Source organism: Dactylosporangium sp. CS-033363 (genome assembly GCF_050942475.1).
Lineage (GTDB): Bacteria > Actinomycetota > Actinomycetes > Mycobacteriales > Micromonosporaceae > Dactylosporangium.
Map to the genome: position 1 here is coordinate 7321442 of NZ_CP192032.1, position 13670 is coordinate 7335111.

General features: G+C 72.1%; 12 protein-coding genes. 7 read left to right on the forward strand and 5 right to left on the reverse strand.

The window, feature by feature from the left end; all coding sequences use genetic code 11:
• Positions 1-79: 79 nt before the first annotated feature.
• Together ACQPZ4_RS33885 and ACQPZ4_RS33890 are read right to left on the reverse strand one after the other, a co-directional pair.
• Positions 80-2389, reverse strand: a complete 2310-nt coding sequence (locus ACQPZ4_RS33885) for a beta-glucosidase family protein (RefSeq protein WP_433044771.1) — start codon at positions 2387-2389, stop codon at positions 80-82.
• Positions 2390-2391: 2 nt separating this feature from the next.
• A complete protein-coding gene (locus ACQPZ4_RS33890; protein WP_433044773.1) occupies positions 2392-3408 on the reverse strand; it encodes a LacI family DNA-binding transcriptional regulator in 1017 nt (338 codons plus the stop codon).
• Between the two features lie 121 nt (positions 3409-3529).
• Between ACQPZ4_RS33890 and ACQPZ4_RS33895 the strand changes: the two genes are divergently transcribed.
• The 6 genes from ACQPZ4_RS33895 (at position 3530) to ACQPZ4_RS33920 (ending at position 11076) form a co-directional block, all read left to right on the forward strand.
• On the forward strand, positions 3530-4846 hold the full coding sequence (locus ACQPZ4_RS33895) for an ABC transporter substrate-binding protein (protein WP_433044775.1): 1317 nt from the start codon (positions 3530-3532) through the stop codon (positions 4844-4846).
• A gap of 11 nt (positions 4847-4857) precedes the next feature.
• Complete coding sequence (locus ACQPZ4_RS33900) at positions 4858-5835, forward strand: carbohydrate ABC transporter permease (RefSeq protein ID WP_433044778.1); 978 nt, start codon at positions 4858-4860, stop codon at positions 5833-5835.
• Positions 5836-5840: 5 nt separating this feature from the next.
• Positions 5841-6692, forward strand: a complete 852-nt coding sequence (locus ACQPZ4_RS33905) for a carbohydrate ABC transporter permease (protein ID WP_433044781.1) — start codon at positions 5841-5843, stop codon at positions 6690-6692.
• 142 nt (positions 6693-6834) lie between these two features.
• The gene (locus ACQPZ4_RS33910; RefSeq protein WP_433044784.1) at positions 6835-8205 is read left to right on the forward strand and encodes an endo-1,4-beta-xylanase; all 1371 of its coding nucleotides are present in this window, start codon (positions 6835-6837) and stop codon (positions 8203-8205) included.
• 1 nt (position 8206) lies between these two features.
• Complete coding sequence (locus tag ACQPZ4_RS33915; RefSeq protein ID WP_433044787.1) at positions 8207-9487, forward strand: extracellular catalytic domain type 1 short-chain-length polyhydroxyalkanoate depolymerase; 1281 nt, start codon at positions 8207-8209, stop codon at positions 9485-9487.
• A gap of 47 nt (positions 9488-9534) precedes the next feature.
• Entirely contained in the window at positions 9535-11076 is a 1542-nt protein-coding gene (locus ACQPZ4_RS33920) for a PP2C family protein-serine/threonine phosphatase (protein ID WP_433044790.1), read from the forward strand.
• Here ACQPZ4_RS33920 and ACQPZ4_RS33925 read toward each other — a convergent pair.
• The 3 genes from ACQPZ4_RS33925 to ACQPZ4_RS33935 form a co-directional block, all read right to left on the reverse strand.
• Positions 11044-11436, reverse strand: coding sequence for an ATP-binding protein (locus ACQPZ4_RS33925; RefSeq protein WP_433044793.1), 393 nt, complete (start codon positions 11434-11436; stop codon positions 11044-11046). The two genes, ACQPZ4_RS33920 and ACQPZ4_RS33925, sit on opposite strands and share 33 nt — an antisense overlap.
• Entirely contained in the window at positions 11429-11755 is a 327-nt protein-coding gene (locus ACQPZ4_RS33930; RefSeq protein WP_433044796.1) for an STAS domain-containing protein, read from the reverse strand. Before ACQPZ4_RS33930 ends, ACQPZ4_RS33925 begins: the two co-directional genes overlap by 8 nt.
• 289 nt (positions 11756-12044) lie before the next feature.
• Positions 12045-13196, reverse strand: coding sequence for a tetratricopeptide repeat protein (locus tag ACQPZ4_RS33935; protein WP_433044799.1), 1152 nt, complete (start codon positions 13194-13196; stop codon positions 12045-12047).
• A gap of 91 nt (positions 13197-13287) precedes the next feature.
• Between ACQPZ4_RS33935 and ACQPZ4_RS33940 the strand changes: the two genes are divergently transcribed.
• On the forward strand, positions 13288-13662 hold the full coding sequence (locus tag ACQPZ4_RS33940; protein WP_433044802.1) for a DUF2203 domain-containing protein: 375 nt from the start codon (positions 13288-13290) through the stop codon (positions 13660-13662).
• Positions 13663-13670 lie beyond the last annotated feature (8 nt).

The window sequence follows — 13670 nt, forward strand, 5'->3', positions numbered from 1 at the left end:
CCTCGGACGGCGGAGGGCCACCCCAATCACCCCCTGAGCATGAAGGTCGCGACCCCAATCACCCTCGGAGCATGAGCGATCAGGGCAGCAGCGTGAACGTCGGGTGCAGCCGGCGGGCGGCGCCCACCGTGCGGGGAGCGCCGACCACCGGGACCGGCAGCGCGGTGTGCACGTCGGTGCTGGAGCGGGCCACCAGCAGCTCCACGTCGCCGGGTTCGACGATCCGGCGGCCGTCGCGGCCGGTGTAGGACAGCAGGTCCGCGTGCAGGGTGACGACGAGCGTGCGCGACTCCCCCGGGGCCAGGTCGACCCGCGGGGCGGCGAGCAGCTGGCGGACCGGGCGGGCGACCTGCGCGACGGGGTCGTGCGCGTAGAGCTGCACGACGGTGGAGACCTCGCGGTCCGAGTCGTTGCGCAGCGGTACCGTCAGCTCGATCTCCCCGTCCGTGGCCCACCCGTCCGGCGAGTGCAGCGACACGGTCCCCCACTCGGCGCCGGCATAGGACAGGCCGTGGCCGAACGGGAACAGCGCGCTCGGGTCCACCGTGGACACCTCGCTGCGCCGGCCGAGCGGGGCGGCCAGGTAGGTGCTCGGCTGGGACGAGCCCTCGCCCGGGAAGCCGACCGGGAGCCGGCCCGACGGGTTGACCCGGCCGCTCAGCACGCCGGCCAGGGCGGCGGCGCCCTCCTCGCCGGGGAAGAACGTGCACACCGCGGCGGCCAGGCGCTCGATCTGCCGGGACAGCTCGTAGGGGCGGCCGGCCAGGACCACGAGCACCACGGGGGTACCGGTGGCGAGCAGCGCCTCCAGCAGCTCCTCCTGGCGGCCGGGCAGCCGCAGGTCGCGGGCGTCGCAGCCCTCCCCCGAGGTGCCGGTGCCGAACAGCCCGGCCAGGTCGCCCAGCACCGCGACGCAGACGTCGGCCCGGGCGGCGGTGGCGGCCGCGGCCGCGATGTCCTCGTCGGAGCCGCCGAGGACGGGGCAGCCCTGGGCGTACTCGACCTCGAACTCCGCCCCGAGCGCGTCCACGATGGACGGTGTGTCGACGCCGAGCGGGAGGCCCTCGTGGTGGATGCCGACGTGGCGCGGGAACGAGTAGCAGCCGAACAGCGCGTCGGGCCGGTGCGCGCCGGGGCCGACCACGGCCAGCCGGGCGCCGGGGCGCAGCGGCAGCGCGGACTCGTTGTGCAGCAGCACGATCGAGCGCTCCGCGAGGCGCCGGGCGATGTCGCGGGCCTCGGCGTCGTCCAATGGGGACGGTGCGGCGAGGTAGGCCGGCTCGGCGGCGAAGCCGGGGTCGAGGAGGCCGAGCTCGAACTTCTGGCGCAGCACCCGGGCCACGGCGCGGTCGATCAGCGCCTCGTCGACGTCGCCCGCCTCGAGGGCCTTGAGCAGGGGGCCGCCGTAGCAGTTCACGCCGGGCAGCTCGACGTCGATGCCGGCCCGCAGCGCGTTGGCCGCCGCCGCGGCCCGGTCGGCGGCGACGCCGTGCAGCGACTCGAGGAACGCGATCGCGAAGTAGTCCGACACGACGGTACCGTCGAAGCCCAGACGATCCCGCAGCAGCTCGGTGAGCAGCGTCGGGTCGGCGGCCACCGGCACCCCGTCGATGTCGGTGTAGTTGTTCATCACCGAGCGCGCCCCGGCCCGCAGCGCCATCTCGAACGGCGGCAGCAGCACGTCGGCCAGCTCGCGCGGGCCGATCGAGACCGGGGCGAGGTTGCGCCCGGCCCGGGACGCGGAGTAGCCGACGAAGTGCTTGAGGGTGGCCACCACGCCCGCCGACTGCAGGCCGCGCACGTAGGCGGCGCCGATCGTGCCGACCAGGTGCGGGTCCTCGCCGATGGTCTCCTCGACCCGGCCCCAGCGCAGGTCGCGCACGACGTCGAGGACCGGCGCGAGGCCCTGCTGGATGCCGAGCCGGGCCATGGTCGCGCCGATGTGCGCGGCCATCCGCTCGACGAGGCGCGGGTCGAAGCTCGCGCCCCAGGCGAGGGGCGTCGGGAAGATCGGGGCCTGCCAGGCCGCGAGGCCGGTGAGGCACTCCTCGTGCACGATGGCCGGGATGCCGAACCGGCCGCCGGCGACGATCTGGCGCTGCAGGTCGGCGACGCGGCGGGCGCCGGCGAGGGGCTCGATCGGGGCCGAGCCGTAGAGCCGGGTGATCTGGCCGAGCCCGTGCCGGACCAGCTCGGGCCAGTCGATGGGGTCGGGGGCCTGGTCGTTCTGGTGCGGGGCGACCTGCGGCAGGTCCCCGTCGGCCGCATCGGCGACGTGGAGCCAGGCCCCGTACATCTGCGCCACCTTCTCGCGCAGCGACATTCTCGCCATGAGGTCCGCCACCCGCTCGGCGACCGGCTGGGTGGCGTCCCGCCACGCTTCTGTCACGCTCAACGCTCCGTTTCCAAGACAGCAGTCGACTGGCGCACCACGAGGCGCGTGGCCAGCCGGACGTGGGAGTGCTCCACCGGCTCGCCGTTCATCAACTGGATGAGCAGGTCGATCGCCCGGTGCCCCATCTCGTGGATGGGCTGCTCCACCGTGGTCAGTGAGGGCGAGGCGAGGGCCGCCTCGGGGACGTTGTCGAAGCCGACGACCGAGAGGTCCTCGGGTACCCGCAGCCCCCGCGCGTGGGCGACCTCGATGGCCGCGATGGCCGAGGTGTCGTTCGCGGCGAACAGGGCGGTCGGGCGGCCGGGCCGGTCGAGCAGCCGCCGGGCGGCGGCCGCGGACTCGTCGGCGTCGTAGTTGCCGGGCTGGATGAGCTCCGGGTCGGCGGCGATGCCCGCCTCGGCCAGCTCCTCGCGGTAGCCCTGCTCGCGCAGCTTGGCCGACTCCAGGTCGGGCCGGCCGCCGATGAGGGCGATCCGCCGGTGGCCCAGTTCCAGCAGGTGCCGCACGGCCATCCGGGCCCCGGCGAGGTTGTCGGAGTCCACTGTGGGCAGTCCGGTCGGCCCGGTGTGCGGGTCGACGGCGACCACCGAGTGGCCGAACTCGACGTCCACGACGGTCGGGGTGACGAGCACCGCGCCGTCGACGAGCGTGCCGGACAGCCGTGAAAGGTACCGCTGCTCCCAGCCGGCGTGGTCCGAGGTGCGCCCGCCGGCCGAGTAGACGACCAGCTCGTACCCGGTGCCCTTGATCGCCTTGGCGGCGCCCTTGAGCAGCTCCGTGGAGAACGGCTCGAGGTCGGCCACCAGGATGCCGATCACGTTGGTCTTGTGGTTGCGCAGGCTCTGCGCGACCAGGCTCGCCTCGTAGCCCATTTCGCGGATGACCGCCTGGACGTGGGCGCTCGTCGCCGCGGACACGCCGTAGCGGGCGTTGAGGACCTTGGACACCGTCGCGACCGAGACGCCGGCGGTGGCCGCGACGTCGCGAATCGTGACTCGGGAACTGGGCTTCACGAGGGCACAATAACGTCCGATAACGTTATCGACAACGATTGACAACGCTCGTAACAAAGGCGCAGACTCCGTGTCCATCGAGGGCCGAGCCCCTGAAGCTCGCCCACGCCCCCGTCAGGAGATGATCAATTTGAACGTCCGCCTGAGCACCCCACGGAGGCTGGCCGCGATCGCCATCGCGCTGTCGATGGCGCTCCCCTCCCTGACCGCATGCGGAGACGACAGCAGTGACGCACCGGCCGACGCCAACGCCCCGGTGACCCTCACCTGGTGGCACAACGCCAACCAGGAACCGGGCCAGGGTGTCTGGCAGTCCATCGCCGACCAATACCACAAGGACCACCCGAACGTGACGTTCAAGGTCGAGCCGGCCCAGAACGAGGCGCTCAAAACGAAGATCTCGGTGGCGCTGCAGTCACCGAACCCGCCCAGCATCTTCCAGCAGTGGGGCGGCGGCGCCCTGGCCACGCAGGTCGAGTCCGGCAAGATCATGGACATGACCGACCTGGTCAAGCCGTGGATCGGTGAGCTCGGCGCGGCCGCAACCGGCTGGCAGGTCGAGGGCAAGCAGTACGGCATCCCCTACGACCTGCACGTGGTCGGCTTCTGGTACCGCAAGGACCTCTTCGAGCAGGCCGGCATCGCCGCCGCGCCGAAGACGATGGCCGAGCTCAACGACGCCGTCACCAAGCTCAAGGCCAAGGGCATCACGCCGATCTCGATCGGCAGCAAGGACAAGTGGCCCGACGCGTTCTGGTGGTCCTACTTCGCGATCCGTGAATGTTCCACGGACACGGTCAAGGCGACGGTCAAGAACCTCAAGATGGACGACCCGTGCTGGGTCAAGGCCGGCGAGGACCTCAAGGCCTTCCTGGACACCAAGCCGTTCCAGGACGCGTTCCTGGGCACCCCGGCCCAGCAGGGCGCCGGCAGCTCGGCCGGTCTGGTCGCCAACGGCAAGGCCGCGATGGAGCTGCAGGGCGACTGGGAGCTGCCCACGATGATCCCGCTGACCGAGGACAAGCAGTTCGCCTCGAAGCTCAGCTGGTTCCCGTTCCCGACGATCGAGGGCGGCAAGGGCACCCCGGGCACCGCGCTCGGCGGCGGCGACGGCTTCTCCTGCGCGGTGAAGGCCGGGCCGGCGTGCGCGGACTTCCTGAAGTACGTGGCGAGCACCGACGTGCAGACCAAGCTGGTGCAGACGAACACGGCGACGCTGCCGTCGAACCCCAAGGCCATCTCGGCGATCCAGGACCCGTCGCTCAAGACGGTCCAGGAGTACCTCAACAGCGCACCGTACATCCAGGTGTACTTCGACCAGGCGCTGCCGACCAGCGTGGGCCAGGCCCTCAACGACGCCGTCGCCGACTTCTTCGCCGGCAAGGGCAGTCCGCAGGGCATCGTCGACGCCTTCACCAAGGCCGTCGCCAACAAGTAAAGAGCAGGGGCATGACGCAAACGAGTGGTACTGCCGTGGCGGCGGCACCCTCGGCCCGGGCCGGTCGCACCTCGCGACCGGCCCGCCGGCCGGGCGGGAGCCGGGCCAAGCGGCTCGAGCTGACGCTGCTGCTGTCCCCGGCACTGATCCTGTTCATCGGGTTCGTGCTGCTGCCGATCGCGGCGTCGGTCTACTACAGCTTCTACAAGTGGACCGGATTCAGCCCGCGGACCTGGTTCGGCTTCGGCAACTACGCCCGGATCCTCGACGACGAGGTCTTCCGGCAGTCGCTCTGGCACAACATCATCATCGCGGTGCTGTCGGTGGCCATCCAGCTGCCGCTGGCGATCGGCATCGCGCTGATGCTCAACGGCAAGATCCGGGGCCGGGCGGTGCTGCGCCTCATCGTGTTCGCGCCCTACGTGCTCTCCGAGGCCATCACCGCCGTCGTGTGGCTGCTCATGCTGCAGCCGGACGGCCTCGTCGACCAGATCTTCAAGGCGGTCGGGGCCGGCGGGCTCATCCAGGACTGGCTCGCCGACGGGGACCTGGTGCTCTACACCCTGTTCGTCGTCATCACCTGGAAGTACCTGGGCTTCGGCATCATCCTGCTGCTGGCCGGCCTGCAGAGCATCCCGGCCGAGCTCAAGGAGGCGGCCGCGACCGACGGCGCGAGCAGCTGGCAGACCACGCGCAGCATCGTCCTGCCGCTGCTCGGCCCGACCATCCGGATCTGGATCTTCCTGTCCGTCATCGGCTCGCTGCAGCTGTTCGACCTGGTCTGGATCATGACGCTGGGCGGCCCCGCGAGCGCCTCCAGCACCATGGCCACCTACCTGCTCGACCGGGGCTTCACCCGCTACGAGTTCGGCTACGGCAGCGCCGTGTCCGTCGTGCTGTTCATCGTGTGCTTCGTCTTCGCGCTGATCTACCAGCGTTTCGCTCTGCGCCGCGACACCCAGGGCGCCCTGACCCGGATCGTGGAGTGAGCGCCATGACCGCGCCGAAAGCCGTGACCGCGCCGCGGTCGCTGTCGCTGGGCACGCCGTTTCGCTACCTGACCATCCTGCTCGTCGTCGGGGTCACACTGGTCCCGCTGGTGTTCACGGTCCTCGGCGGCTTCCGCACCAACGCCCAGCTCAACAACGCGCCGGCCGGCTGGCCGAGCCCGTGGGTGCTGAGCAACTTCTCCGAGGTGCTGTCCTCGCCGGTGTTCTGGCGGGCGATGGGCAACAGCGCGTTCATCGCGGTGATCGCGACGGCCCTGGCGGTCGCGGCCGGCGCGATGGCGGCGTTCGCCCTGTCGCGCTACCAGTTCAAGGGCCGCGAGGGCGTCTACACGCTGTTCACCATCGGCCTGCTGTTCCCGGTGTCGGCCGCGGCGCTGCCGCTGTATCTGCTGCTGCGCCAGCTGGGCCTGCTGGAGCAGCCGCTCGGGGTGGCCCTGCCGGAGGCGGCGTTCTCGCTGCCGATCACCATCGTCATCCTGCGCCCGTTCATGCACGCCATCCCCGGCGAGCTGGAGGACGCGGCGGCGATGGACGGGGCCGGCCGGCTGGGGTTCTTCTGGCGGATCCTGCTGCCGCTGAGCCGCCCGGCGCTGACCACGGTGGCCATCCTGGCCTTCGTGACGAGCTGGAACGCGTACCTGCTGCCGGTGCTCGTGCTGTCGGACCCGTCCGACTTCACGCTGCCGCTGGGGGTCGCGGCGTTCCAGTCGCAGTACGCCCAGGACACCGCGCGCATCCTGGCCTACACGGCGGCCTCGATGATCCCCGCGATCGGATTCTTCGTGTTCGCCGAGCGGCGGATCGTGGGCGGCTTAACGGGTTCAGTAAAAGGCTGAAAGATAGGCCGTTGTAAGTTTCAGGAATTGCATTTTCGATACCGGCCACGACCTGGTCAGACTCTTTGTTGCGATTGTTTTCCGCGCATTTTCCGGAAATGCTGAAGCGGTCATTCGCAACTGCCCGGAGGGTCTTACCGCCATGAGAAGAACAAGGACGCGGATCGCGGTCGTGCTGGCCGGCACGGCCGCGATCGCCACCGCCGTCGGCCTGGCGAGCGTCGCCCAGGCCGCCACCACATTGGGCGCGTCGGCCGCGGACAAGGGCCGGTACTTCGGCACCGCCGTGGCCAACTACAAGCTCAGCGACGCCACCTACAGCGGCATTCTCGACCGTGAGTTCAACATGATCACGCCCGAGAACGAGATGAAGTGGGACGCCACCGAGCCCAGCCAGGGCCAGTTCAGCTACGGCAGCGCCGACGCGATCGTGGCGCACGCCAACGCGCACGGCCAGCGGATGCGCGGGCACGCGCTGGCCTGGCACTCGCAGCAGCCGGGGTGGGCGCAGAACATGTCCGGCACGGCGCTGCGCAACGCCATGGTCAACCACATCACCAACGTCGCCACCCACTACAAGGGCAAGATCTACGCCTGGGACGTGGTGAACGAGGCCTTCGCCGACGGCGGGGGCGGCGGCCGGCGCGACTCCAACCTGCAGCGCACCGGCAACGACTGGATCGAGGTCGCGTTCCAGACCGCGCGGGCCGCCGACCCGGGCGCGAAGCTCTGCTACAACGACTACAACACCGACGGCGTCAACGCGAAGAGCACGGCCGTGTACAACATGGTCAAGGACTTCAAGTCCCGCGGCGTGCCGATCGACTGCGTCGGCTTCCAGTCGCACATCAACTCCGGCTCCCCGCTGACCTCGGACTACCAGGCCAACCTGCAGCGCTTCGCCGACCTCGGCGTCGACGTGCAGATCACCGAGCTGGACATCGCCTACTCCGGCACCCAGCAGGCCGCCGCCTACGCCAGCGTCACCAAGGCCTGCCTGGCCGTGGCCCGCTGCACCGGCATCACCGTGTGGGGCATCCGGGACAGCGACTCGTGGCGGGCCAGCGACAACCCGCTGCTGTTCGACAACAACGGCAACAAGAAGGCCGCGTACACGTCCACATTGGACGCGCTGAACGGCGGCTCGACGAGCTCGCCGCCGCCGGTCTCCACCTCGCCGTCGCGCTCCACGTCGCCGTCCCCGTCCACCTCGCCCTCCAACCCGGGCGGCGGCGGCCAGGGCTGCACGGCGACCACGTCGGTCAACCAGTGGCAGGGCGGGTTCGTGGTCACCGTGCGCGTCACGGCCGGCTCGACCATCAACGGCTGGACGGTGGGGCTCGCGCTGCCCTCCGGTACGACCGTCACGAACTCCTGGAACGTCGCGCGCTCCGGCAACACCTGGAGCAACGTGTCGTACAACGGGCACGTGAACGCCGGGCAGTACACCGAGTTCGGCTTCCAGGGCACCGGCACCGCGGGCACCCTGACCCCGACCTGCTCGGGGAGCTGACATGCGCCGGCTGCTCGCCGTCGCGGCCGGGCTCGCCCTGGCCCTCGCCGGCGTCTTCGTGATCGCCCAGCCCGCCCAGGCGGCCACGCTGACCGAGGTCACCAACTTCGGCAGCAACCCGTCGGGGCTGCGGATGCACCTCTTCGTGCCCGACAACGTGCAGGCCAAGCCGCCGATCCTGGTGGCCGTGCACTACTGCACCGGCTCGGGGCCGGCGTTCTACTCCGGCACCGAGTTCGCCTCGCTCGCCTCCCAGTACGGCTTCATCGTCGTCTACCCGTCGGCCACCCGCAGCGGCAGCTGCTTCGACGTCTCGTCGCCGCAGGCGCTGACCCGCGGCGGCGGCAGCGACCCGGTCGGCATCATGTCGATGGTCACCTACACCGAGCAGCACTACAACGGCGACCCGGGCCGGGTGTACGTCACCGGCGCCTCGTCCGGCGGGATGATGACCAACGTCCTGCTCGGCGACTACCCCGACGTGTTCAAGGCCGGGGCGGCGTTCATGGGGGTGCCCTTCGGCTGCTTCGCCACCACCGACGGCTCGTCCTGGAACAGCCAGTGCTCCGGCGGGCAGCGCATCTACACCCCGCAGGTGTGGGGCGACATGGTGCGCAACGCCTACCCGGGCTACAGCGGGCCGCGGCCGCGCATGCAGGTCTGGCACGGCACGACCGACACCACCCTCGCCTACCCGAACTTCGGCGAGGAGATCAAGCAGTGGACCAACGTGCTCGGCGTCAGCCAGACGCCGGCGCTGACGGACACCCCGCGCTCGGGCTGGACCCGCACCCGGTACGGCAGCGCGAGCACCGCCCCGCCGGTCGAGGGCATCAGCATCAGCGGCGTCGGGCACTCCCTGCCGCTCGCCGGTCAGGCGGCCATGGCGATCGAGTTCATGGGCCTCAACACCCAGGGACCCACCCCGCGGCCGTCGTCGTCCTCGCCCACCCCGCGCCCGTCGACCTCCTCCGCCTCGCCCACGCCGGGTGGCGGAACGGGCGGCGGCTGCACGGCGACCAGCTCGGTGAACCAGTGGCAGGGCGGCTTCGTGGTGACCGTCCGGGTCACCGCCGGGTCGGCCGCCGTCAACGGCTGGACGGTCGGGCTCGCCCTTCCGTCGGGCGCGACCGTCACGAACTCCTGGAACGTGACCCGGTCGGGCAACAGCTGGAGCAACGTGTCGTACAACGGGCACGTGAACGCCGGTCAGTACACCGAGTTCGGCTTCCAGGGCACCGGCACGGCCGGCACCCTGACCCCGACGTGCTCGGCTAGCTGACCATCCGCACGACCGCCGCGCTCGCCCGGTGCCGTTAGGCTGCGGGTATGGCAGACGAGGCCGACGCGATCGCGGCGGTCGTGCAGGAGATCCTCGCCGTCGTCCCGGCGGGCTGCACGTGGCTGCGACCCGTCCGCGACCCGGACGGCGAGGTCGCCGACTTCGTCGTCGGCGCGACCAGCGAGCGCAGCGACGACCTCTACGGCCGCGGCACGGCCCGCGTCGGGAAACTGCTGACCCGGCTGTACCCCACGGTCGAGGGCGGCCCGCTGTGGAAGCTCTACCTGCGGGTCCTGGCCACCGGCGAGCCCGCGACCATGGACGACTTCCACTACTCGCAGGAGTCGGCCGGGTACGCCGCCGACTCGAGCTTCGGGATCAGCGTGCACCGGGTCCTCGGCGGCCTGCTCGTGTGGTGGGAGCGGGTCGACGAGGCCCGCCGCCGCCTCGACCGGACCGAGTCGCTGGGGAGTCTGGGCTGGTCGGAGTACAACCTGATGACCGGGCAGATGGAGTGGTCGCCGGGGCTGTACCGGATCTTCGGGCGCGACCCGCGGCTCGGGCCGCTGACCCGGGCCGAGCAGTCCGCCGCCGTCGTGCCGGAGGACCTGCCGATCGCCGAGTTCTCCTGGCAGACCCTGGACAGCGGGGCGACCGCCGACGTGACCGTGCGCTTCCGGGTCGGCGACGCCGTCAAGCACCTGCGGGTCCTCTCCGACCTGGCCCGCGACGCCGGCGGGGCGCCGCTGAAGATCTACGCCGTCATCCAGGACGTGTCGGCCCGCGAGCACACCCGCACCGCCATCGAGCGGCTCAGCGACCAGCTGCACACGCGGGAGATGACGGCCGTGGCCGAGCACCGCCTGGCCGCGCAGCTGCAGCAGCTGATCCAGCCGGTGCCGCGGGAGCCCTTCCCCCTCAACGGCCTGCGCGCGACGGTCGGCTACCTGCCGGCGGAGAGCGCGCTGCGGGTGGGCGGCGACTGGTACCACGCGCAGACCCTCCCCGAGGGCAAGGTCATCCTCGCCGTGGGCGACGTGGCCGGGCACGGCCTGGATGCCGCCAACGGCATGGCCCACCTGCGGTTCGCCCTCGTCGCCTGGCTGTCGATCGGCCTGCGCGAGCCGGGCACGCTGCTGGGGCACATGAACCGGCTGTGCGTGCAGCTGCGGCTCACCGGGACCGCGCTGATCGGCCTCTACGACCCGGCCACGCACCTGCTCACCTGGGCCCGGGCCGGGCACATGCCGCCGCTGCTGGCCCGCTCCGGCTCCGCGGCCGAGCTGCCGATCCAGCCGGGGCTGCTGCTCGGCGCGGCCACCGACGCCGGCTATCCGGCCGTCGTGACCCCGCTGTCCCCCGGCGACGTGGTGCTCCTGTACACCGACGGGCTGGTCGAGCGCCGCGCCATGGACCTGGGCACGCACCTGGACTGGGTCAAGGCGGCGCTGTCGGCGGCCACCGAGCCGGGCATCGCCGACCCGCTGCCGGGGCTGCGCCGCCTGCTGCGCCGGCCCAGCCCGGACGACGACACCTGCACGCTGGCGGTGCAGGTGTCAGAGGAGACCGAGCTGGAGCCGGACGACTGAGCCGCGCGACCCGGCGAACCCGGCCACGTGGTCGCAGACCATCTCGACGATGGCCAGCCCGCGCCCGCGCACCGCGTCGGCCGCGGGCATGCTCGACCCGAAGGTGAGCACCGGCCCCTGGTCGAGCACGTCGCAGAAGACCTGGCCGGACTCGGACCAGAGCTGGACCTCGCCGCCCTCCTCGGTGTACTGCAGCGTGTTGGTCGCCAGCTCGTTCACCGCCAGGGTCAGCAGGTCGGCCCGGTCGCGGGACAGGCCGAGCGCGAGCGCCCGGGCCGTCACGAACGCCCGGACCGCGGCCAGGTCCGAGACCAGCGCGTAGCCGATCACCTCGCCCGGCGCCGCCGGATGCTCAACCATCGCGGACCCCGTCCTGCGGGCTGAGCAGGCCGCCGACGCCCGTGATGTCCAGGACGTGCGCGACCATGCCCGCGGCGCCGACGACACTGAGCCGCCCGCCGCGATCCTGGGCCGCCCGGTAGGCCGTGACCAGCGCGTGGACGCCGCTGGAGTCCAGGAACGTCACCCCGCCCAGGTCCACCACGACCACCGGCGCCGTATCCACCGCACCCATGAGGACTGCCATGCACTCCTCGCGCGCGGCAAGGTCGCATTCGCCGGACAACGTCACCGCCGCCCGCCGCCCGTCGACCGCTGTCACCGCCTCGAACCGCGCCATCCGACCGCGGCCCCTCTCTCGCCCGGTTTCGACCGCCTCAGACATTCTGGCATCCATATGGCGCGTTGACCGCCGCGGATGGCGCAAGTGACCCGGACGCGTTCGTCCGAGGGGATCATCCGCCCCGCCGACCGGCTCGGAACGGGACAAAACCGACCGAATTCCGCGCGAACTTTATTCCAAATCCTGCACGCTCCGCACGCTCAAACATACGCACCGTCACTCGATCGGATATATCCGCCGCGCGCAATTCTGGAACGCCGATGGTCGCCAATTCCCGAATGCGATTTCAGGCGCTGTCGCGGGCGGCCGCGAGGTGCAGGCGGGCCAGCGTCAGGGCCTCCTCGTCGCGGGGCTCGGCCCGGGACAGGGCGGCGACCACGCGCTCGTGCCAGGTGACGGCGTAGGAGGGGGCGCCCGCCTCGTCGAAGGCCTCGGCCACCTCGGCCAGGTAGCGCACGGTCTCCGGCGCGTCGGGTCCGTCGCGCTCGGCCAGGTAGTGCAGGAGGCGCTCGTACACCTCCTGGGCGGCGGCCTCGTCGCCCGCGGCCAGGTGGGCCTCGGCGAGGTCGTCCAGAGCCTCGTCGGGGTCGCCCTCGGGCCGGTCGTGGTGGTGCGGCTCGAACAGCGGCACGGCCCGCTCCGGATGCCGGCCGCGCAGGTACACCCGGGCCAGGGTGTCGCGGGCGGCGCGGGTCTCCGGCGCGTCGTGGCCGTGCCGCATCTCGTGCCACTGCAGGGACGCCTCGTACTGCGCGATCGCCGCCCCCAGGGTGCCGGTGCGCTCGTAGAGGTCGGCGAGGCGCTCGAGCGTGGCGAGCACCAGCGGCGCGCCGGGGCCGAAGAGGCGTTCGAGGCTCTCGATCGCGCGGTGGTACTGCCGCTGCGCGCCCAGCAGGCTGCGGTAGGACCGCAGGGCGCCGCGGTGCAGGCTCGCGTAGCGGATGGTGTCGCGCTCGTAGACCTCGGCCAGGGCGAGCCGCAGGCCGACCGTGCGCCGGTGGTCGGGGCCGGGCCCGCGCACGGCGTCGGGGATGGCCCGGCGCAGGAGGTGCCGGGCGGCCGGGAAGTCGCCGCCGCGCTCGTGGGCCTGGGCCAGCCGCAGCCGGGCGTGGGCGGTGACCGCGTGCCGCGGGCCCGCCGCGCGCACGGCGTGGGCCAGCACCGCCTCGGCCGCGGCCGGGTCCCGCCAGGCGTGCGCGAGGGCGACCCGGGTCTCCAGGACGTCGGCCTCGGGCGCGCCGCCGCGGGTCTGCTCGTCGAGGATCGCCGCGAGGTGCTCCGCGGCCGCGGTCCGGTGGGCGTCGAGCTCGGCCAGCCGCTCGGCGAGGGCGTACCGCTCGGCGAGCGTCGGCTCCGCGGCCAGCGCGGTCTCCAGGGCCGGGCCCAGACGCTCCCGCTCCTCACCGGTGCCCGCCTCCCAGGCCGCGATCAGGTCCACGATCGGAGGCTACTCCGACGGGAGGAGCGGGGGCCGATCTTCGCTGGCCCCGGTGCTTGGGCAGGGGAGGTGCGGTGGCATGGTGTGCGCCATGCTGTTCACCGTCCCGGAGGCCCGTGCTGAGCTGGCCCGGATCCGTCCGAAGCTCGATCAGCTCGTCGCCGTCCGGGCCGATGCCGCCGAGCTGGCCGCCTCGCTCGCCCCCGGCGGCCCGCCGACCGCACTCGGCGGGATGCCCGAGCTCAAGGCGGCCGAGGCGCTGCTGGACGAGCTCATCACGGCCGTGCAGGAGACCGGGGCGCACCTCAAGGGGCTGGCGCCGCTGCTGGTGGACTTCCCGGCCGAGCTGGACGGGGTCGACGTGCTGCTGTGCTGGCTGGAGGGCGACGCCGGCCTGACCTGGTACCACCGCATCGACCTGGGCTTCGCCGGCCGCCGCCCGCTCGCCACCGAGGCCGCGGCCTGAACACAGGC